Source organism: Exiguobacterium sp., from assembly GCF_020832205.1.
Classification (GTDB): Bacteria; Bacillota; Bacilli; order Exiguobacteriales; family Exiguobacteriaceae; genus Exiguobacterium.
The window spans coordinates 24076-44313 of sequence record NZ_JAFIFD010000048.1 but is presented as its reverse complement, the minus strand read 5'-3'; the positions used below and the strand labels follow the sequence as shown (position 1 = coordinate 44313).

Genomic DNA, 20238 nt, shown 5'->3' with positions numbered 1-20238 from the left:
TCGATGGTTTTTTGTGTGGTCAATGATTTCGAGCGCTATTCAAACGAGAATGGATTCGAAATCATCAAGTTCTTCTTCAACGTCTCAAAGGATGTTCAACGGGACAGACTGTTGGAGCGGTTGAAAGACCCGAAGAAAAATTGGGAGTTCTCCTTCAGTGACGTCGAGGAGAGACAGTACTGGGACGACTATCAAGCCATCTTTGCTGACATGCTGTCGCAGACAGCGACCGAGCATGCGCCGTGGTACGTGCTGCCGGCCGATGACGAATGGTATGCCCGCTAAATCGTATCGTCAGTCATGATTGATGTATTGGAGCGCATCGACCCGCAATTTCCGACGTTCACGGAAGAAGAGTAAGAAAAGATCGATGAGGCCATCCATACCCTCAAGACGAATGAAGTTTGACGTCCTCGTGAACAACAATTTCCCCTCTTGCGTTGAAAACGAATTCACAGTACAGTGGATATATCGAAAGACGTCAGACATCTGTACAAAGGAGTAATGAGCGTGGGGAATATCAGTTTGTTGTTTGGGGGCGTAGCGTTGTTTTTAAACAGCCTCGTCATGTTAGGAAAAGTTGATGTGAAGAGTGCGGGTGTGTTCAGCCTATTCACCGGTGTCTTGCAGTCATTCATCGCGACGTGGCTCGTCGTCAACGCCGCACCGGCAGAAGTATTCGGTTATGCTGGCATTTATTTGTTCGCCTTCACGTACTTGTATGTCGGCGTGACGTTCTTGTTTAACATGGACGGGCGAGGCGTCGGTTGGTTCTCACTCTTCGTCGCAATCGCAGCACTGTTTTACGCAGGAATCGGCTTTGGACGTGCCGACTTTGTGGACGGGGCGATGTGGACGTTTTGGGCGTTCCTGTGGGCACTCTTCTTCCTCGGCATGGGACTCGGTCGTCCTGTCGATGCGTTGACTGCTCGCGTCGCGCTCGTCCTCGCCTGGCTCACGTTGATCGTACCTGCGATGGTCGGTCTCGCCGGATTGATGACTCCGCTCTACACGGTCATCTGGTGGGCAGCGAGTGGCACGGCTGTGCTGTACTTCAGCTTGACGATTTGGCGGCAACGTCGTCTCGTCGAAGCGACTTCATGATAGGCGCTCCTCGTGAGCGTCTTTTTTTGTGCGTGTTAATTTGTGTCTAAAGTGTGAAAATCGGGAATGAGAAAGAAAAGGAGGCGGACATACATGAGTGATGGATTAATTTTGTTGCTCGGGCTACTATTATGTGGATGGATGCTGTTTGCCGTCGTATTTGATGATACAATTAAACGAAGAATTTGACAGACCGTTTCCTTACAGAAACGGTCTTTCGTTTGAGGAGTGAGCAAGATGGAAAAAACACCAGTCATCGTGATCGTCGGACCGACGGCGGTCGGTAAAACGAAGACCGGAATCGAGCTGGCGAAAGCGTTCAACGGTGAGATCGTCTCAGGAGATTCGGTTCAAGTGTATCGGGGGATGGACATCGGTTCGGCCAAAGTGACGGTCGAGGAAGCGGAGGGCATCCCGCACCACTTGATTGACATCTGTGATCCGGATGAGCCGATGAGTGTCGCCAAGTTTCAACAGCTCGCCCGTGCGGCGATTGACGATATTTATGCGCGCGGCAAGCTGCCGATTTTAGTTGGTGGCACTGGTTTATACATCCGGGCGATTCTTTACGACTATGAGTTCACGGAACGTCCGGTCGACGAGGCGTTGCGTGCGGAGCTCGAGCAAGAGGCGGAACAACATGGCGCTGCAGCGTTACATGACCGGTTGCGCGCCCTCGACCCGAGACGAGCCGAACTCATCCATCCGAATAACGTCCGCCGCGTCATCCGAGCGCTAGAAGTGGCACTAAAAGGAGATGTTCAAGCGATGGACAGCGCACCATCCGAACACTACGCATACAAGCTGTTCGTCTTACACGCCGATCGTGACGTGTTATACGAACGGATCAACGAACGGGTCGATATGATGCTCGCCTCTGGGCTCGTTGAAGAAGTGACTCGGCTTCTCGACTCAGGTTACGGGGACACCCAGGCGATGCGAGCGATCGGTTATAAGGAAGTCGTGCCTTTCGTCGAAGGGCGTATGTCCGAAGAACGAATGCGCGAAACGCTGAAACAACACACGCGCCAGTTCGCCAAACGACAATTGACGTGGTTCCGCCATCAATTTGATGGGATTTGGGTAGATATGGGAAGAAAATCATTTGAACTATCGTATAAAAATATTTATGATGAGGTTGAGGGGTTTTTTCGAAAATTCCGATTATTTGAAAGAGACATAGACTAGGGGGAATGCAACATGAAGGCAAGCTATAACATCCAAGACCACTTTTTAAACCAGTTACGCAAAGAAATGGTGCCGACGACCGTGTTTTTAGTAAGCGGGTTTCAAATTCGGGGAGTCATCAAGTCGTTTGACAACTTCACCGTCATCGTCGAGTCAGAGGGACGGCAACAGTTGATTTACAAGCATGCGATCTCGACGTTCTCGCCGGCGCGTAACGTCACACTGTATGAGCCGGATGCGGTCGAAGTGACAGAAGGTTGATGAAAGCATAAGAAAAGAGCGGCCCGGGGACCGCTCTTTTCTTATGCCGTTTTTACGTTCGGGTCGTGATCGATTGCCTCGAGGACACGATGGATCGCGCAACCGCCGAGAATCGACTCGAGTTGGTCGCACAGTTGTGCTGGTGCCGAGCGGTACAGATGGGCGAACGTCCGCTTCCAAGCGCGTTCCGCTGCTTGAATCCGGACGAGCAAGTCGGCATGGCCGAGCTCTTTGAACTTCTCGATGTTCATCCGGTTCGTCCGGGCGAACGCCGATAACACGACCGCTTTCGCGAGCGGCGTTTGAATCGGGTAACCCGTGACGATGAGCGCTGCCATCGCCCCTTTCAACTCGTGCTCGATCACTGAATCAAGCACTGAGTCATGCGTATATGGATTACCGGCATGACCGGTGACGGCTTGCTCAAGCTCGGCTTCAGGCACCGGGCAGGCGGCCGCATCTAAAATATGTTGAATCGTCGGATGGTCGTTCGCATAACGTGTCGCTTCCCCTGTCGCGATGAGACGTTCATACGTATCAATTAATGAAATCATGTCGATTCCCCCTTTTTCGAACTATCTCTATCGTACCAATAAAAGTAAGCGCTTTCAATATTTCAAACAGATTTTCCTACCTGTAACGAAAGTATGTTCGCCTGCTCGTGTAAAAAACGGTACAATGGGCACAGATGTGAAGGAGGGGCTAACATGAATTATTATCAACAAATCGATCCAGTCTTAGGAGGCACGTTCGACCGACAGACGTATCGAATCCCGACAATGGAGAAGTCCGATGAACGTTTGACGGATCTTACCGACGGGACACCTGTTCAAACGAAGGCGCTCGTCAGTACGGTCGAGGTTCGTGAAGGGAAATCCGGGGCGAAGTGGCTCCAACTGAGCGTGACGACGGCGAGCGGATTGATTCGAGCCAAGCATTGGTTGCGCGGAAACGAAGATCAACTTCTCCCGATTTACGAATCGGGGGTCGTCGAACTGTCAGGGAAAATCGATGTCTATCCGAAGCCGGACGGAGCCAAGTCGATCACGATCGACAAAGTGCAACCGATCTCGCGTGACGAGGCGGTGTCGTTGCTGCCGGGATTGCCGGGTGAGGAGACGATTGAAGCGTTCGCAGAAGAGCTATTCGCGCTCCTTTCCACTCTGTCTCCTGACGCTCAGAAAATCGCTCACGCCCTTCTCGATGATGTGTGGGACGATTTCGTATTGGCCCCGGCTGCCTTATACCATCATCATAATTACGCAGGCGGCCTGCTGAAGCATACGACATGTATGCTCCGGCTCGGTTATCGGATCCAAGAGCAGGACGATTACTTGGCGACGGTTTTCCGTGTGTTGAAAGAAGCCGAGCAGTTGCACAAAGTAGACGTATGGAATACGATGAACGGTGTAAAAGTCGAGCAAGCGTTCCGCGGGACGTTCGAGTCGCTCTACGCGGCGTGTGAGGCGATCGCTGAGTTAAAAGAGCCGTTGCGTTGGGACGAGCTTGCCCTCGGCATTTTGTTCCATGATATCGGCAAGTTGTATGAGTATAGTCATTTGCTGTCGTCGCCACGGCGATTCGAAGAGTTGTTCGCCGTCAGTGGGACGAGTGAGACGACAGGAATCTCGATCAATCCGATGGGAAGTTTGATTGGCCATATGCCGTATGGCGGGCTCTTGTTCGAGAAGAGTCAACGCAGCGCGGGCGTCGTGTTGCCGCTCGACGTCCATCACCGGATCTGGCACATGATCTTATCGCACCACGGGAAGCGAGAATGGGGATCGAGCGTGCTCCCGGCGACGACGGAAGGCTGGCTCCTGCACTTGATCGACTTGCTCGACGCCCGTTACGAAAAGTGGGCACGAGTCCATGACAATCTATGAAGTGAGGTATGCGTGATGATTCCCGTGCAATTAGTGACCGGCTTTTTAGGTGCCGGTAAAACAACCTACATGAATCGATTGCTCGCGGCGACGAATGAGCGGATTTTGCTCATCGTCAACGAGCTCGGTTCGGTCAACCTCGACGAACAATTGATCGTTCAAATGGACCAAGAACAAATAGAACTGTCTAACGGATGTATTTGCTGCTCGATTCAAAACGATTTAAGTAAGACGTTTTATCGACTCGCGGCTCGTGACAAGTCGTTCGACCGCGTCGTCATTGAGACGACAGGAGTCGCCGACCCGGCCCCGATTATCCAGACGATTTATTACGATGATTATTTACGGTCCCATTTCAAATTGACCGCGATTTTGACGGTCGTCGACGCGAGCCAAATGGACCGTGAACTGTTTATAGAAGGGATTCATCAAATCGCTTACGCGGACATGATCTTATTGAACAAGACCGATCTCGTGGACGAAGCGGTGCTCAGTCAAGCACATGAACGGATACGGACGATCAATCCGACCGTTCGTGTCGTCGAGACCGTTGCGACCGAGGGTGATTATGATTTACTCGAGAACACGTTCCAATTGTCACGTGTCGACGAGAGACAGCTGTCGGCGTTGACGGAAGGATACGGATCGGTCGCTACGCTCCGTGCCGTCACACTGACGACAGATGTTCCGCTTTCGCGAGAACGCGTCACGCGTTACGTCCGAGAAGTGCTCATGCACTATGAGGATCAACTTTATCGGTTGAAGGCGATCGTGCGACTTGATGGGGAAGCATCAAAATATATCGTCCAGGCCACCAATCAGTTGATGGGTGCGACGTTCGCGAACGAATCGAGCGAAGACTCCCGTTCGGTGTTCGTCTGGATTGGGAAAGAACTCGACCGAGACGCGCTCGAGCGAGGATTAAAAGCATGTGAGGTGAATCAAACGTGAAACTTATGCTAGTGGATGGCTTTAACTTGCTGTCGCGTTATTATTTCGCGACGGAACGTCGTCGTGCGCAGGACCCCGACGTGACCGTAAAAGGATTGATTCGGAAAGTCGACGGGTGGACGAACGACTTCACTCACATCGCCTTCTTCTGGGACGGGCCTCGTGAATCGACCCATCGCTTCGCCATGTTCCCGGACTATAAAGCGACGCGGACCGGATTACCTGAACCGTTGTTCGATGACTACGTGAAGCTGCGGGCCGCTTTAACGGAGCGCGGCATATTCCAATCCGAGCTTGCTGGCTATGAGGCGGACGATTTGATGGGCGCAGTGGCGACAGCATTCCCAGGGGAGTCATTCCTCTATTCATCGGACCGGGATTTACACCAGTTGCTGTCAGCGAACGTTTACCAAATCGTTCCGAAAAAAGGAGAAGAACTGCTCATGAACCGGGAGCTGTTCGAGTCAACGTATGGTGTCAAACCGCTCCAGTTCGTGGATGTGAAGGCGCTTCAAGGCGATGCGTCAGACAATATTCCGGGCGTGCGCGGCATCGGGCCGAAGACGGCTACGTTGCTCGTCCAAACGTACGACACTGTCGAGCTCTTGTATGAACGTCTGAAGAACGAGCAATTGCTCGACGCGCATAGGAAGTATTCGAAGAAACTCGACGGACAAGAACAAGTCGCGTTGTTGTCAAAGCGACTGTCCTTGATCGACGTGCATGCGCCGATCGAGACAGACTGGGAGGCGTACCGGTTTGGTTCACATCTATTTTGATGCGGCGACGAATCAACAGACGGGTGCGATCGGCCTCGGTGTCTGGGTGAAGACGTCGGACGGTATGGTCAGCACCCATACCCGAAAGACTTCAGGGCTGACGAGTGCACAAGCTGAACTCGCCGCGCTCGGTTTCGCCCTCGAACACGCGCATCGCCTTGAGGGGGAGACGACGTTCATGCTCCATTCGGACGCCGAGACGATCGTCCGAGCACTGGAACAACGGTTTTTGAAAGATCATTCGGTCAAACCACTTTTTCTTAAGGCGCTCATCGCCTATGATGACTTGCCCGTCACGTTCATCAAATGGGTGCCACGTAGTGAAAACAAGGCGGATCGCATCGCCAAACAGGCGCTATCAAGTGATTGATTGGAAAAGTCGGGACATGGTCTCGACTTTTTTTACATTTGACGATACGCCCGTTTCTTTTTCACATAAGTTTCGCTAGAATGAAAGCGTAGTCAAAAAAAGAGGGGGAATTTTCATGGAATATCGGATCGAAAGGGACACGATGGGGGAAATCAACGTTCCAGCTTCAGCGAAATGGGGCGCGCAAACACAACGAAGCTTACAAAACTTTAAAATCGGGACAGAAAAAATGCCGCTTGAGGTCGTCCACGCGTTCGCGATCTTGAAAAAAGGCGCGGCTTTGGCCAACGCTGAACTAGGTGTTCTCGAGCAGGATAAGGCAGACGTCATCGCCGAAGTCGCTGACGAGATCGTAGCGGGCGAACACGACGCCGAGTTTCCGCTCGTCGTCTGGCAGACAGGCTCAGGCACGCAATCGAACATGAACGTCAACGAAGTCATCGCCCACTTGGCGAACGACAAGTTGAAAGCACGCGGCCAATCAATCACGATCCACCCGAACGACGACGTCAATAAATCGCAGAGTTCAAACGACACGTATCCGACAGCGATGCACATCGCGGCCATCCTCGCGGTCGAAGACAAAGTGCTGCCGGCGATTGAGGCGCTCCATGCGACGCTCGACAAAAAAGCGGAGGCGTACATGGACGTCGTCAAAATTGGTCGTACCCATTTGCAAGACGCGACACCGGTCACGCTCGGCCAAGAGATCAGCGGTTGGGTCCGGATGCTCGAGCTATCGAAACAGATGATCGAACGGACGCTCGACCCGTTGACGGAACTCGCTCTCGGGGGAACAGCGGTCGGGACAGGCATCAACGCCCATCCGAAGTTCGGGGAAGTCGTCGCGGCTAAAATTTCTGAGGAGACCGGAAAACAATTCGTGACCGCAGTGAACAAGTTCCATGCGCTCACGAGCCACGACCAACTCGTATTCACCCATGGGGCGTTGAAAGCACTCGCCATGGATGCGATGAAGATCGCCAACGACGTCCGTTGGCTCGCTTCTGGCCCGCGTGCCGGTATCGGCGAAATCACGATTCCTGAAAATGAACCGGGCAGCTCGATCATGCCGGGTAAAGTGAACCCGACGCAGAGCGAGGCGTTGACGATGGTCGCGGCTCAAGTGCTCGGAAACGATGCGACGATCGGGTTCGGCGCGAGCCAAGGGAATTTTGAGTTGAACGTGTTCAAACCGGTCATCATGTACAACTTTTTGCAAACGTGCCGTTTGTTGACGGATAGTCTTCATTCGTTCGATGAGCATTGTGCGGTCGGTATCGAGCCTGATTTGGATGTGATCGCCCATAACGTGGACCGCTCACTCATGCTCGTCACGGCGCTCAATCCGCACATCGGTTATGAGAATGCAGCGAAAATTGCTAAATTGGCCCATCGCCAAGGGACATCACTTAAAGAAGCCGCGCTTGAAACTGGCCTCTTGACCGAGGAACAATTTGACAAGTGGATTCGTCCGGAAGAGATGACGTCTCCGAACTTAAAAGTGGAAAAATAAGAGAAGGGCGGCCGAAGAGTCGCCTTTCTCTTTCGTTATTTTAGGACGTAAGTACTAACTATATGTCAAACAATAGGAAGGAAATGAGGAAATAGTTGTATTTTCGTGGAGGAAGTCGCATAATCGAAGACAGAAGCGAATTTCGGGAAGAACGAAACTGGGGGGTCGGGAATGGAGCATCAACCTACAGATCGCGTACACGATATATTAACGAAACTGACGGAGGCACGACAGATTCCGACACAGGATATCGAGTTTCTGTTGGCTTGGGTGAAGGCGGAAGTCCGGAAGCGGCGGCTGATGCACTTGCTTGAGATTTTTAGCCGGGTCGAGTCGGAAGTCCGTGATTTACCGCCCGTCTTATCCCAGGCGGAAGCGAACGCGTTGCTTGCACCGGTTAAGCGTTACATACATACGATTCTCGGAATCGATCAAGAAGATGAGGATCTCGTTCTCGTGTTGGCGGCGAGCTTGTCGACGTTCAGCCGATATAAACCGCGCGTCGAGAAGCTCGGGGCAAGACCGGTGTTTCTACAAACGTTGGAAGAAGCCGTCGAATACGACTATGAAGACGTGCCGAAAGCGATCATCATGGATGTGGAGCTATGGCCGAATTTCCTCGAACGCGACATCCAATCGTTTGTCAGCAAAATGAAGAAACTTTACGTCCCGCTCATCGTCATCGGGACGAACGAACATTATCGTCTTGCCGCTTACTCATATGGCTTCGATGATTATTGGGAATCGTGGATCCCGATGGAAGAGCGGCTCGTCCGTCTCGGATTGCACATCGAAAAAGCACGACTCGTCTCGAACGCGCTGCTCGTCGATGAGTTGACCGGCGCCTTCAACCGCAAATATTTGAAAGCGACGTTCGGTCGTTTCATGTCCCGGCTCGAACGCTCTGGAGAAAGTTTTACGCTCGCTTTATTGGACATTGATCACTTCAAGCAATTGAACGATACGTTCGGTCACGCTTACGGGGACGAAGTGCTCCACCGTGTCGCCGAAGAGATTCGGCTTGCGATCCGATCGAGCGACGAGTTGATTCGTTACGGAGGTGAGGAGTTTCTCATCATCTTGAACGTCTCGGACCGGGCCGTCGTCGATGCGGTCCTTGAACGGGTACGGACTCGGATCGAACAAATGACGTTCCCGTACGAGCATCATGTGACGGTGTCAATCGGGTATACCCGTGTCTGTCAACTCGGGATGACGCTAGGAGAATGGTGTGCGTATGCGGACGAAGCGCTCTACAAGGCGAAACGGGACGGTCGCAACCGCATCATCCGCTACTCGACGGCAGTCCGGGATGAGAAACGCCTTGCTTATGTCACGATGAGTTCAAAAAAATATGCGCTTTTGGCTGACCAGTTGCCTAAACAGCACCGTCGTTACGAGGTCGTGTATCGGCCATACGGGGCTTACGTCTGTAACGATCATGTCGAGATGTTCATTTTGGACGAATCCGGTTCGAATGAGGCGCGGACATTGTCCGCCGTGAAAGAGCAACGCGGGAAGTACAGTCATATCCTTGCGGTGACGGCCCGCACCGCCGCGGAACTCGGGCTTTACGATGATGTGTCCGAATCGGACGGAGAAGACGTCATCACCGAAAAAATTGAACAGTGGCTCGAAAAGTTGCCGGACTAAAAAAGACATCGAACTCAATCGATGTCTTTTTTGTCGTATTGATAAAAGGTGAAGCTGTACGCGTGGCGGTCGTCGGCAGGGTGAGCCTGAAAGCGCGTGACCACGACGTCAGGGAGTTCCGGATAAAACGTATCCGCCTCGAACGCCCCGTCGACTTCTGTCACATAAAAGCGGTCTGTGATCGGCATCGTCTGTTCATACAGCGTCGCTCCGCCGATGATATAGAAATCTTCAGACGTGGCTTCATTGCGGAGCCGATCGAGGTCGTGCCATACTTCGACGCCGTCAGCTCGGAACGTTTCATCCGAGGTGACGACGATGTTGCGTCGGTTCGGCAAGGGCCGGCCGATTGATTCGTACGTCTTTCGGCCCATCACGATCGTCTGGCCGGTCGTGATCGCTTTAAACTGTTTCAAGTCGTCAGGAAGGTTCCATAACAAGCCGTTATCTTTTCCGATCTCCCGATTTGATCCGTAGGCGACGACGTGGATGATCATACGCTGACGGCTCCTTTTATGTGGGGATGCGGGTCATAATCGACGATCTCGAAGTCTTCAAAACGGAAGTCTTCGATCGATGAGACGTCCCGTAAAATGTTAAGTTTCGGGAGCGGACGCGGCTCACGTGTCAACTGGAGTTTCACTTGCTCGAGGTGGTTATGATAGATGTGCGCATCGCCGAGCGTATGGACGAAATCGCCGACTTCAAGGTTCGTGACGTGCGCGACCATATGCGTCAACAAGGCGTAAGACGCGATATTGAACGGGACACCGAGGAACGTGTCAGCGCTTCGTTGATACAGCTGGCACGATAACTTCCCGTCCGCGACATAAAATTGGAACAACAAATGGCACGGCGGGAGCGCCATATCTTTCAGTTGACCTGGGTTCCAAGCCGATACGACGAGGCGACGTGAATCGGGGTTCGTCTTGATCTGTTCAATCACTTCCGCGAGCTGATCGACGCTCGAGCCGTCGGGTTTCGGGAACGATCGCCACTGGGCACCGTAGACGGGACCGAGGTTGCCGTCCTCATCGGCCCACTCGTTCCAAATGCGGACTCCATTGTCTTGCAGGTAACGGACGTTCGTGTCGCCTGAAATGAACCAAAGCAGTTCATGGATAATCGAACGGGTATGTAGTTTTTTCGTCGTGATGAGGGGAAACCCGTCCTGAAGGTTGAAACGCATTTGATAGCCGAATACGCTCGTCGTGCCGGTACCGGTCCGGTCCTCTTTGACGACACCGTGCTCGAGGATGTGGGTGCATAAATCGTGATATTGTTTCATGTGGGAAGTCCCCTTTCTCGTTAAAAGTTAACAAAAAGTCGCACTCATTATAACACAATATATTGATGACAAAACGTTACGATTTCTATATACAGATTTATTGTCTGGAAGTACGTCGCTTTCTTGAGCAAACGTATTTTAGAGCGGGGATGGGAAGTCCGTGACGGAATGGACGCGCTCAGTTAGCTTCGTCATGTTTTGTTGAGAGTATAGATACACATCTCCAAAAATCTCAATTCTATTTTCTTGAACCCGAATCGCACAGTCTTTGTTGGACACAAAAACCGGCAACTCATCGGATAAAAGGGCGAGTTCTTGTTTGACTACATCCATATTGTGTTCCAGATCGAAGTGGGAGAGAACGGAAAAGTTATGAAATGCCAGGCCGTTGTAAATCGTTGTTGCGGAAGTCAAATGACCTAAGTTTGGGGAGCAAACCCATTTCGAAGACATATTGATAGCGCCTGCACTGGCTCCGATGACAATACCACCATTAGATTGAATCAACTCTAATAAATCGTACTCATATAAAAACGAGTTTTGTTTTACAGTGTCCCCACCTAATAAGAAAATCGCCGAAGCATCACTAATCCGGCGTTTAGCCTCTTCCTGCTCCACTTCATAATTGATTAGATGGTACTCGTCAAAAAAAATTCCCGCATCCTCTAACCAAGACAGTTCGGTGAAGCCATTTACCGAACTGGAGGCAGGATTCGAGCTGATCATCACGAGCGAATGACGAGTCGTCGTATCTCGAGATAATGCATGTGCCAAATCTTTTGGGAAGAAATTGTTGAACCAGCCTAGATAGTAGTACGTAGTCATATTAAGTCTCCTTCAATAGTTGATTGAGGCATCAATCTTATTGTACCCGATTAAGTTGGAATCTTTTCCAAAAGTAATATGAATACTCTTTATCGAGAGGAATAGGGGCGGCCCTTCGAATCAACAGCTTTTCTTTCAGCAATCGTTCATATTCCTCAGCTCGTTTCATAAGTAATGACATCCTGTGAACGAGGTGACTTTTTCATTTGATTATCTTTTGTTGAAACGGTGAATTCATTAGTAACAACTTCAGGCACGAAAAGGAGGGTTACAATGAGAGCAGTGATTTGTACCGCATATGGGCCGCCGGATGTGCTACAGCTTCAAGTGGTGGACAAGCCTGTGCCAAAAGACTTTGATTTGTTGATTAAAGTCCATACCACGGCCGTCCATTCAGGGGACCGCCGCCTACGAGCACTCGATGTGCCGGCAGTCGGTAAGCTTCCGATGCGGGTCGTCATAGGTTTCAAGGCGCCGCGACAGCCGATCTTAGGTGTCGTCTTGGCAGGGGAAGTCGTTGAGACGGGCAGACGCGTCGAGCACTTCAAGGTCGGAGACCGCGTCTATGCGTTGACCGGGATGCGATTCGGAGGATACGCCGAATACGCGTGTGTCAAAGAGAGTAAGTGTGTTGAGCTCATGCCTCAAAACGCTAGCTATGTCGAAGCGGCATACCTACCGTTCGGCGGGACGACAGCCCTTCATTTTTTGCGTAAAGTGAGCATCGAACAAGCGAAGACCGTATTGATTTACGGGGCTTCCGGTGCAGTCGGTTCAATGGCCGTTCAAATCGCGAAATATTACGGGGCCCACGTGACGGCTGTCTGTAGGGAGCGGAATTTCGAACTCGTGAGAAGTTTGGGGGCAGACGTTGTGGTCGATCATACAAAAGCAGGATACGATAACGACTTGACTATGTATGACGCCGTGTTTGATGCGGCCGGTAAAATCGATAAACGGATGGCCCGTAAGCATATGAGTGACCACGGAAAGTTTAGTTCCGTAGCTGGTCAAGGTGTCTCTAGTGAACGGAAAGAGGACCTGACTTTCCTGAACGAACTGTTCGAATCGGGACATGTGAGAGCCGTCATTGACTCGATATATCCGCTCGAGGACATCGCCTCGGCCCATCGCTACGTTGATGCGGGCGGGAAAGTCGGAAACGTCATCGTGACAGTGACGCGAACGGATTGATTGGACAGATAAAAGTAAAGCTTATAGGCGTGCGTTTCGTCGATAGTCTTTGTTTTCGCCACGTTGCTTATAGGGTATACTTGTGAAAGACAATGAAAGGGAGGGGTTCGATGAAATTACAAGGTATGAATATCCTGCAAATCGTCAGTGACGATTTTGAAGATTTAGAACTGTGGTATCCGATTCACCGCTTACGTGAGGAAGGCGCGAACGTCATCCTTGCCGGGGAAAAAGGTGCGCACGTCTACACGGGTAAATATGGCGTGCCTGCAAAGTCTGACGTCGCGTTCGAAGACGTGGACATCACGTCATTTGATGCGTTGCTCGTCCCAGGAGGCTGGTCACCGGACTTATTGCGCCGGTTTGACTCGGTGAAAGGGTTCGTCCGTTATATGCATGAACAAAAACGTCCGATCGGTCAAATCTGCCATGCCGGCTGGGTGCTCATTTCCGCTGACATTCTTAAAGGTGTCAACGTAACAAGCACGCCAGGCATTAAAGACGACATGGAAAACGCAGGCGCGATCTGGCATGACGAGCCGGTCGTCGTCGATGGCCATATCGTCTCGAGTCGTCGTCCACCTGATTTACCAGATTATATGCGCGCCTTCATCGATGTGATGGCGAAGCGCTGAACAACTCATAAAGGAGCTTACGAACGTTGAACCTTAAATCAAATCCAATTCTCCGTAAATCGATGGAGACGTCTTCTTATGCGACCGCACCGATGACGAAAGCCGGTACGTGGTCTAAAATCTTCATGTTGCTCATGCTCGTCACAGCGACGGCAGGAGCGACATGGTCGCTCGTTCCGACCATCGGAGAAGGACTTCTCTTCCCGCTCATGATCGGGTCGCTCATCCTCGGGCTATTGCTCGCGCTCGTCATCATGTTCAAACCGCACACGGCACCTGTCGTCGCCCCGCTCTACGGGATCGTCGAAGGCGTATTCGTCGGGACGATTTCGTACTTCTTTGAAGCGATGGTGCCAGGCATCGTCGGTCGTGCCGTATTGACGACGTTCGTCGTCGCTTTCGCGATGTGGTTCGTCTACTCGACGGGACTCGTCAAAGTGACGCAAAAGTTCCGCGCTGGGATCATGGCCGCCATCTTTACGGTCATGCTCCTTTATCTCTTCCAAATCGGGATGAGTTTCTTCGGAGCAGGGCTACCGTTCATGACGGGTTCATCACCGCTCGCAATCGGAGTCCAGTTCGTGATCGTCATCATCGCGTCGCTCGCGCTCGTCCTCGACTTCGATTACATCGCACGCCAAGTCGAAGACCGGGCACCGAAGCACCTCGAGTGGGTGGCCGCGTTCGGTTTGATCGTGACGCTCATCTGGCTCTATATCGAGTTGCTCGACTTATTGTATCGACTCGCCATGCGCGACTAAAAATCATCGGCCACAAGGCCGGTGATTTTTTCAGGAAGATAGGAAAGGATGTGAATGCCTTCATTTTTTGAGGGCGAAACGTATGAAGAAAGTAGTCATCATCGGTTCCGGGATCGTCGGTATCTCGGCCGCATATCATTTGGCGGGCAAAGCCGATGTCACCGTCATTGACAGAAAAGAAGTCGGACGGGCGACCGACGCCGCGGCAGGCATCGTCTGCCCGTGGATCGCCCAGCGCCGCAACAAGGCGTGGTATGCGCTCGCTAAAGGCGGTGCCCGCTACTATGCGACCATCGTCGACGACTTGAAGCGAGAAGGCGAGACAGAGACCGGCTACAAACGTGTCGGCACGCTCGCTTTACATGAAGATAAGAAGTTGAACGAGATGCTCGAACGGACGGCGCTGCGCCGGGAAGAAGCACCGGAAATCGGTGACTTGACCCGGATGACGGCTGAAGAAGCGAAAACACGATTCCCCCCGTTGTCTGATGAGTACGACGCCCTCCTCGTTGAAGGCGGGGCTCGCGTCGATGGAGAGAAGTTGAGAGCGGCCCTGGAGCGGGTGGCCGTGAAACGAGGTGTCACCTTGATTGACGGTTCTGCCGTTCTCGTTGAAACGGACGGATATCATGTGGAATGTGACGGTGTCCGCTATGAGGCGGACGAGATCGTGCTCGCCTGTGGGGCGTGGTTGCCCGAGTTGATGGAGCCGATTGGTTACACGGCCCGTGTCTCCGGCGAGAAGGCACAAATCGTGCACGTGCAGCTACCGCAGACGGATGCGTCCGATTGGCCGGTCGTCATGCCGCCGCGGCGCCGCTATTTGCTCGGATTTGAAGACGGGCGCATCGTCATCGGATCGACGCACGAGCGGGGCAAGGCGTTTGACGCACGGCCGACAGCGGTCGGGATTCATGAAGTGCTCTCGAAAGGGCTCGAATCGGCACCAGGACTTGCCGAGGCCGAACTGATTGAGACGCGGGTCGGCTTCCGTCCGGTCACCCCGAACTCGATTCCGATTCTCGGCCGCGTGCCGGGAGCGAATCAGTTGCTCGTTGCAAATGGTCTAGGGTCGTCCGGCTTGACGGTCGGTCCGTACATCGGGAAAGTACTCGCCGACCTCGTCTTGACAGGGGACTGTGAGCTCGACATGTCGCTCTATCCGATTGCGGACTCGGTGTTTAAAACGGAAGACAGCTGATTGACGAAAGGAAGTGAACGAGTGCGGTACGAATTTGATTTGATTGACGATGAAAATGATGAATTCGAGCAGTTGGCGGATAATGTAGGCACGGTCATGGTATTTGATGAGTCGTGGGTAAACGTCAGCCCGCAAAGCAAGGTGATGATCTCATTGAGCCGAAATGCCATGATTGGTCTCGGCACAGAGTTGGTTCGGATGGCACACCGCTTCCAAGTCGGGAGACACGAGCATATTGAACCGATGATGGAAGGCTTAGTTTGTCAACGCATGGGTGTCTTTATGACACCTGAAAGTTCGGAACTGATCATCGCCTGCGGAGATGAATTGGATGTTGATTCGTACATCCCCCCTGAACTTCAAGAGTAGAATCATTTCCATACGATATCGGCATATAAAAAAGTCGCCTATCACTTCTTGAACGGATCAGAAGGAGAAGGCGACTTTTTAGTTGTTTTTACGCATGATGCCGTGGAGGAAAAAATGAAAATATTCGTGCATCGTGTCGGTCATCTGTGCCGTCGACAGCTTAGGGTCTGACAAGATAGCTTGTTGCATCAATTGAACGTAGCGTAAATAGGCGTCGGTCGAGATGTCCGGGTCGACCGCTCCGGTCATCTTGCCGTACTCGATCAAGTTTCGAAACGCGGCGTACCCGCGGGCTGCAAGTTGTTGCCACGACGGGTCGGTCGTGACGATTGCCAACACCGTATCGTCGAACAATCCGGCCGATTCGATTTTCCGTCTTAAGATGTCGATCAATAACTCTTCAAACGGCACTTGCGCCTCGATCCGTTGCTCAATCCAACTCATTTCTTTTTCGGTCAGGCGAGTGAGGACGTGCAGGATGACTTGCTCTTTTGAGCCGAAGTAATTGTAAATCGAGACAGGGGAGACAGAGGCGGCACGCGCGAGCTCGTGAATCGTGAAGCGCGACTGTTCTTGTTTCATCAACGTGCGAGCAGCCTCGAGAATGGCCCGGCGTTTCTCCTCGGTCCGTTTCGTGAAACCGTCCATCAGCAACCCTCACTTCTGTTATTTTGTAATCAATATACCATTTCCATTTCAAAAAATAACGTGATATACTAGTTTTGTAATCATAAAGTTCATATATTTCAAAAGTAGGGGGGATACACATGATTCACATCGAGCGATTGACGAAGCGGTTCGACGCCTCGCACGGGATCTTTGACGTCTCGTTGACAGTCGAACGAGGCACCGTCTTTGGATTTATTGGTCCGAACGGAGCAGGAAAATCGACGGCGATTCGTCACTTGATGGGACTGCTTCATGCCGATTCTGGTAAAGCGACGATTATGGGCTACGATTGTTGGCGCGAGAGCGAGACGGTCAAGGCGCACGTCGGTTACTTGCCCGGCGAGATCAACTACCCGCAAGACATGACGGGGGAAGAAATCATTCGGCTAACTAGTCGTCTGCATGAAACGAGTCTTGAGCGCGAGACACACCTGCGCCAAATTTTTGCGTTCGATACGACGTTAAAAGTCCGAAAAATGTCAAAAGGGATGAAGCAAAAGCTAGCAATCGTCACGTGTTTCATGAAAGATGCTCCCGTTTATTTATTGGACGAGCCGACGAGCGGGCTCGATCCGCTCATGCAAGAGCGGCTCGTCGAATGGGTGCTCGCCGAGAAGGCGGCCGGGAAAGCCATCTTGATGAGCTCCCACCACTTCCCGGAGATGGAGAAGACGTGTGACCGGGCCGCACTCATCCGAGACGGACGGATCATCATTGAATCCGAGATGAACGAACTGAAGCGCAGAAGTGTGAAGACGTATCAGGTTGGATTGAAAAGTGAGACCGACGCGGGCTTGCTGGCGGCACGCATTGGGACACGCGATGGTCGAAACGTTGACGTCTCGATCTCAAGTCCGGAAGAACTGAACGTATTTCTCGCTACGTTGACACAATTTGAAGTGGAGTCGCTCACGAGCGGAGCCGACGAACTCGAGCAAATGTTCATGCAATATTATGGGGAGGCGACGTAAATGGTATTGATCGCATCGCTGCTTAAACAAAACCGGAGCTGGATTTTAGGTTACTCGATCGGGACGAGCCTGTATTTGTTCTTCTTGGCGTCCGTCTTTCCGTCCATCAAAGAGACTGGGTTGATCGAAGGGAAGCTCGAATCGTTGCCACCCGAGTTGCTCGACGTGTTTAAAATCGATCCGACTCTCGCGATGGACAACGTCATCAACTTGCTTGGGGGCAACTACTACGGCCTCATCTTTTACGTCCTGGCGATTCTGTTCGCGCTCACGTTTGCCTCACGGCTCATGGGCAAACCGGTCGATTCGGGAGAGGTCATGTTGTTCATGGCGGCACCGATCTCAAGACGTGCTTACGTTTCGGCGAGCCTCGTCGTCTTGCTCATCGCCACGGTTCTGTTCGTCGGGTTGAACGGATTGAGCCTGACACTCGCTGACGTGTTGTTTGACTTGGCAATCGATTACGGTGTCCTGTGGACGCTACAATTGAACGCGGGTCTCATTTTACTCGTTCTCGGTGCTCTCGCCTATATGCTCGCGAGTCTGTTCGACGACAGCAATCGTTCTTACATGGTGACTGGCGGGTTGTTCGCCCTCTTCTTGATCGCGAATATCTTCTCTGGTTTCAGTGAGCGGCTCGAGTGGCTCGAGCGCTTGTCACTGTTCTCGCTGTTTGATGCCAACGCCCAAGTTCAAGGGGACGTGCCCGTCCTGTCGCTACTTTTGTTAAGTGGATTGCTCCTCGTTGCTGCGTCAGCTTGCTACACCCGCTTCACCCGGAAAGATTTGACGATTTAGTTTTTCGGAATAAGATGTCGGGTATGATACAATCAGCTCGAACAGTTGAAAGGGGAATGATGATATGCAATTCGCAACGTTACGAAATGGCGTCCAAATCCCGATGATTGGATTCGGCGTCTGGCAAGTCGATAACGAGACCGAGGCACCCGAAGCGGTCGCTGAGGCGTTGAAAGTCGGTTACCGTCACATCGATACGGCAGCCGTCTATAAAAACGAAGAGGGCGTGGCCAAGGGGATCGCGGCTTCAGGCGTCAATCGTGCCGACATCTTTTTGACTTCGAAGATTTGGAACGAGGACATCCGTCAAGGACGGACGAAGGAAGCGTTCGCTGAGTCGCTCGCGCGTCTTGAGACCGATCACTTGGACTTATGCCTTTTGCACTGGCCGGTCGACGGCTTTGTCGATGCTTGGAAAGACCTCGTCGAGTTGTATGAGGCGGGGAAAATCAAGGCGATCGGCGTCTCAAACTTTAAAGAGCATCACCTTGAAGCGTTAAAAGAGGCGGGACTCATGACGCCGCTCATCAACCAAGTCGAGTTACACCCACAACTCCCGCAGCCGGACCTCGTCGAGTATTGCCAAGACGAAGGGATTCAAATCGAGGCGTGGAGCCCGCTCATGCAAGGGAAGTTCCTCGACATCCCGGTATTCGCGGAGATTGCCGAGAAGCACGGGAAGACGCCTGCGCAAGTCGTCCTGCGCTGGCACCTTGAGACGGGGAACGTCGCGCTCCCGAAATCGGTCACCCCACACCGCATCAAAGAGAATTTCGATGTATTCGACTTTGCACTCGATGCGGATGACATGGCGCGGCTCGACGCGGTCGCGACACACGAACGGATCGGTCCAGACCCGGACAAAATTGAATTTTGACACATCGAGACCCGACAGAGGGTCTCTTTTTTTGTTTCGCTTGTGTATGAGTGGAGTCTCATGGGTATAGAAAACTATGTTAATAAAGGAGGTGTCAGGTCTTCTTCGGAAGATCCTACGTATGGACTTATCAAAATGGCCATTGATTAATTGGTTGGCGTTTTTGGCGACCGTCGTCATCAACTATTTTGCGAGCGGGGATAATGCGGCCGTCTCGGACCGGATCGACATATACTTCAAACCGGCCGGCTACGCGTTCTCGATTTGGGGGCTGATTTATGTGGCGCTCGCCGTCTGGCTCGTCTTGCAATTGAAAAAAGGATCGGTCGCGAATCGACAGGCGAACCGGATGAAGGCAGGGTTTCTCGTCTCCTGTATTTTGAACGGTTTGTGGCTCCTCGCCTTCACGAATGAATGGTTCATCGCCTCGCTCATCGTGATGGTGCTCTTTTTGGCGACGCTCGCGTGGCTGTATCACGTGGCGTTCCGGACGTCGACGAGCTGGCTCGATCGTTTTCCCTTCTCGGTCTATATCGGGTGGGTGTCGGTCGCGACGATTGTCAACGTGTTCGTCGTCATGAAGACAGAACGCATCACGACCGTGCTCGGTCTCGATGAACTCGCTTGGACATCACTCATGCTCATGGTCGGGGTCGTCCTCGCTCTCGTCTTCATGTGGTGGCACCGTGACTTCATTTATCCGCTCGTATTCGTTTGGGCATATATCGCCATTTTCGCCCGAATCGATAACGCGACGCTATACGTCGTTCTCGTCAGTGCGTTGATTTTGCTCGCGCTCGGATACGTCGGGCTCATCATTTGGAAACGCCCTCGCGGCTTTCTCCATCATTCGCGCAAAACTGTCCAATAACGCAAAATAACCGTCACTAGATGGCGGTTATTTTTTATGTTCTTATGAACTTAAATATTAATATGTTTCAT

General features: G+C 52.1%; 25 protein-coding genes. 19 read left to right on the top strand and 6 right to left on the bottom strand.

Going from position 1 to position 20238, the window contains the following annotated elements; translation table 11 throughout:
- Positions 1 to 3 precede the first annotated feature (3 nt).
- Positions 4 to 285: a polyphosphate kinase 2 family protein gene (locus JJU47_RS12860; protein WP_228620155.1), complete on the top strand. Its 282-nt coding sequence runs from the start codon at positions 4 to 6 to the stop codon at positions 283 to 285.
- A 9-nt stretch (positions 286 to 294) separates the two neighbouring features.
- Here JJU47_RS12860 and JJU47_RS14645 read toward each other — a convergent pair whose 3' ends face one another.
- On the bottom strand, positions 295 to 423 hold the full coding sequence (locus JJU47_RS14645; RefSeq protein ID WP_300997927.1) for a hypothetical protein: 129 nt from the start codon (positions 421 to 423) through the stop codon (positions 295 to 297).
- Positions 424 to 510: 87 nt separating this feature from the next.
- Here JJU47_RS14645 and JJU47_RS12855 point away from each other — a divergent pair, with 87 nt between their 5' ends.
- The 3 genes from JJU47_RS12855 to hfq all read left to right on the top strand — a co-directional run bounded on the left by JJU47_RS12855 (position 511) and on the right by hfq (position 2553).
- The gene (locus JJU47_RS12855; protein WP_483298129.1) at positions 511 to 1104 is read left to right on the top strand and encodes an AmiS/UreI family transporter; all 594 of its coding nucleotides are present in this window, start codon (positions 511 to 513) and stop codon (positions 1102 to 1104) included.
- 237 nt (positions 1105 to 1341) lie between these two features.
- Positions 1342 to 2292: a tRNA (adenosine(37)-N6)-dimethylallyltransferase MiaA gene (miaA, locus tag JJU47_RS12850; protein WP_228620151.1), complete on the top strand. Its 951-nt coding sequence runs from the start codon at positions 1342 to 1344 to the stop codon at positions 2290 to 2292.
- A gap of 12 nt (positions 2293 to 2304) precedes the next feature.
- Positions 2305 to 2553, top strand: coding sequence for an RNA chaperone Hfq (hfq, locus tag JJU47_RS12845; protein ID WP_012726185.1), 249 nt, complete (start codon positions 2305 to 2307; stop codon positions 2551 to 2553).
- A 41-nt stretch (positions 2554 to 2594) separates the two neighbouring features.
- Here hfq and JJU47_RS12840 read toward each other — a convergent pair whose 3' ends face one another.
- A complete protein-coding gene (locus JJU47_RS12840) occupies positions 2595 to 3107 on the bottom strand; it encodes a hypothetical protein (protein WP_228620149.1) in 513 nt (170 codons plus the stop codon).
- Positions 3108 to 3260: 153 nt separating this feature from the next.
- Between JJU47_RS12840 and JJU47_RS12835 the strand changes: the two genes are divergently transcribed.
- The 6 genes from JJU47_RS12835 to JJU47_RS12810 all read left to right on the top strand — a co-directional run bounded on the left by JJU47_RS12835 (position 3261) and on the right by JJU47_RS12810 (position 9708).
- Positions 3261 to 4439, top strand: a complete 1179-nt coding sequence (locus JJU47_RS12835; RefSeq protein WP_228620146.1) for a DNA-binding protein — start codon at positions 3261 to 3263, stop codon at positions 4437 to 4439.
- A gap of 15 nt (positions 4440 to 4454) precedes the next feature.
- Positions 4455 to 5390: a CobW family GTP-binding protein gene (locus JJU47_RS12830; RefSeq protein ID WP_228620143.1), complete on the top strand. Its 936-nt coding sequence runs from the start codon at positions 4455 to 4457 to the stop codon at positions 5388 to 5390.
- A gap of 5 nt (positions 5391 to 5395) precedes the next feature.
- Positions 5396 to 6169, top strand: a complete 774-nt coding sequence (locus tag JJU47_RS12825; RefSeq protein ID WP_228620231.1) for a 5'-3' exonuclease — start codon at positions 5396 to 5398, stop codon at positions 6167 to 6169.
- Complete coding sequence (locus JJU47_RS12820; protein ID WP_228620141.1) at positions 6150 to 6539, top strand: reverse transcriptase-like protein; 390 nt, start codon at positions 6150 to 6152, stop codon at positions 6537 to 6539. The genes JJU47_RS12825 and JJU47_RS12820 overlap by 20 nt, the downstream gene beginning before the upstream one ends.
- A gap of 115 nt (positions 6540 to 6654) precedes the next feature.
- Entirely contained in the window at positions 6655 to 8055 is a 1401-nt protein-coding gene (fumC, locus tag JJU47_RS12815; protein WP_228620138.1) for a class II fumarate hydratase, read from the top strand.
- Between the two features lie 171 nt (positions 8056 to 8226).
- Positions 8227 to 9708, top strand: coding sequence for a GGDEF domain-containing protein (locus JJU47_RS12810; RefSeq protein WP_228620135.1), 1482 nt, complete (start codon positions 8227 to 8229; stop codon positions 9706 to 9708).
- 14 nt (positions 9709 to 9722) lie between these two features.
- On the opposite strand, the gene JJU47_RS12805 is transcribed toward JJU47_RS12810, so the two are convergent.
- The 3 genes from JJU47_RS12805 to JJU47_RS12795 all read right to left on the bottom strand — a co-directional run bounded on the left by JJU47_RS12805 (position 9723) and on the right by JJU47_RS12795 (position 11821).
- Positions 9723 to 10205: a dihydrofolate reductase gene (locus JJU47_RS12805; RefSeq protein ID WP_228620133.1), complete on the bottom strand. Its 483-nt coding sequence runs from the start codon at positions 10203 to 10205 to the stop codon at positions 9723 to 9725.
- Positions 10202 to 10996, bottom strand: a complete 795-nt coding sequence (locus JJU47_RS12800; RefSeq protein WP_228620130.1) for a thymidylate synthase — start codon at positions 10994 to 10996, stop codon at positions 10202 to 10204. The genes JJU47_RS12805 and JJU47_RS12800 overlap by 4 nt, the downstream gene beginning before the upstream one ends.
- Positions 10997 to 11134: 138 nt before the next feature.
- Complete coding sequence (locus tag JJU47_RS12795; protein ID WP_228620128.1) at positions 11135 to 11821, bottom strand: Type 1 glutamine amidotransferase-like domain-containing protein; 687 nt, start codon at positions 11819 to 11821, stop codon at positions 11135 to 11137.
- A gap of 273 nt (positions 11822 to 12094) precedes the next feature.
- On the opposite strand from JJU47_RS12795, the gene JJU47_RS12790 reads away from it, so the two are divergent.
- The 5 genes from JJU47_RS12790 to JJU47_RS12770 all read left to right on the top strand — a co-directional run bounded on the left by JJU47_RS12790 (position 12095) and on the right by JJU47_RS12770 (position 15981).
- The gene (locus tag JJU47_RS12790) at positions 12095 to 13015 is read left to right on the top strand and encodes an NAD(P)-dependent alcohol dehydrogenase (protein ID WP_228620125.1); all 921 of its coding nucleotides are present in this window, start codon (positions 12095 to 12097) and stop codon (positions 13013 to 13015) included.
- Positions 13016 to 13125: 110 nt separating this feature from the next.
- Complete coding sequence (locus JJU47_RS12785; RefSeq protein ID WP_228620123.1) at positions 13126 to 13650, top strand: type 1 glutamine amidotransferase domain-containing protein; 525 nt, start codon at positions 13126 to 13128, stop codon at positions 13648 to 13650.
- Positions 13651 to 13676: 26 nt separating this feature from the next.
- The gene (locus tag JJU47_RS12780; RefSeq protein ID WP_228620120.1) at positions 13677 to 14411 is read left to right on the top strand and encodes a Bax inhibitor-1/YccA family protein; all 735 of its coding nucleotides are present in this window, start codon (positions 13677 to 13679) and stop codon (positions 14409 to 14411) included.
- A gap of 82 nt (positions 14412 to 14493) precedes the next feature.
- Entirely contained in the window at positions 14494 to 15612 is a 1119-nt protein-coding gene (locus JJU47_RS12775) for an NAD(P)/FAD-dependent oxidoreductase (protein WP_228620117.1), read from the top strand.
- Positions 15613 to 15633: 21 nt separating this feature from the next.
- The gene (locus JJU47_RS12770; protein ID WP_228620115.1) at positions 15634 to 15981 is read left to right on the top strand and encodes a hypothetical protein; all 348 of its coding nucleotides are present in this window, start codon (positions 15634 to 15636) and stop codon (positions 15979 to 15981) included.
- Positions 15982 to 16059: 78 nt separating this feature from the next.
- Here JJU47_RS12770 and JJU47_RS12765 read toward each other — a convergent pair whose 3' ends face one another.
- A complete protein-coding gene (locus tag JJU47_RS12765) occupies positions 16060 to 16629 on the bottom strand; it encodes a TetR/AcrR family transcriptional regulator (protein ID WP_228620113.1) in 570 nt (189 codons plus the stop codon).
- A 119-nt stretch (positions 16630 to 16748) separates the two neighbouring features.
- On the opposite strand from JJU47_RS12765, the gene JJU47_RS12760 reads away from it, so the two are divergent.
- From JJU47_RS12760 to JJU47_RS12745, 4 genes are all read left to right on the top strand, one after another.
- Positions 16749 to 17621 (top strand): ABC transporter ATP-binding protein, encoded by an 873-nt coding sequence (locus JJU47_RS12760; RefSeq protein WP_228620110.1) that lies wholly within the window; start codon positions 16749 to 16751, stop codon positions 17619 to 17621.
- Positions 17622 to 18419 (top strand): ABC transporter permease subunit, encoded by a 798-nt coding sequence (locus JJU47_RS12755; protein WP_228620108.1) that lies wholly within the window; start codon positions 17622 to 17624, stop codon positions 18417 to 18419.
- A 64-nt stretch (positions 18420 to 18483) separates the two neighbouring features.
- Positions 18484 to 19296, top strand: coding sequence for an aldo/keto reductase (locus tag JJU47_RS12750; RefSeq protein ID WP_228620106.1), 813 nt, complete (start codon positions 18484 to 18486; stop codon positions 19294 to 19296).
- Between the two features lie 121 nt (positions 19297 to 19417).
- Positions 19418 to 20167, top strand: coding sequence for a tryptophan-rich sensory protein (locus tag JJU47_RS12745; protein WP_228620103.1), 750 nt, complete (start codon positions 19418 to 19420; stop codon positions 20165 to 20167).
- Positions 20168 to 20238 lie beyond the last annotated feature (71 nt).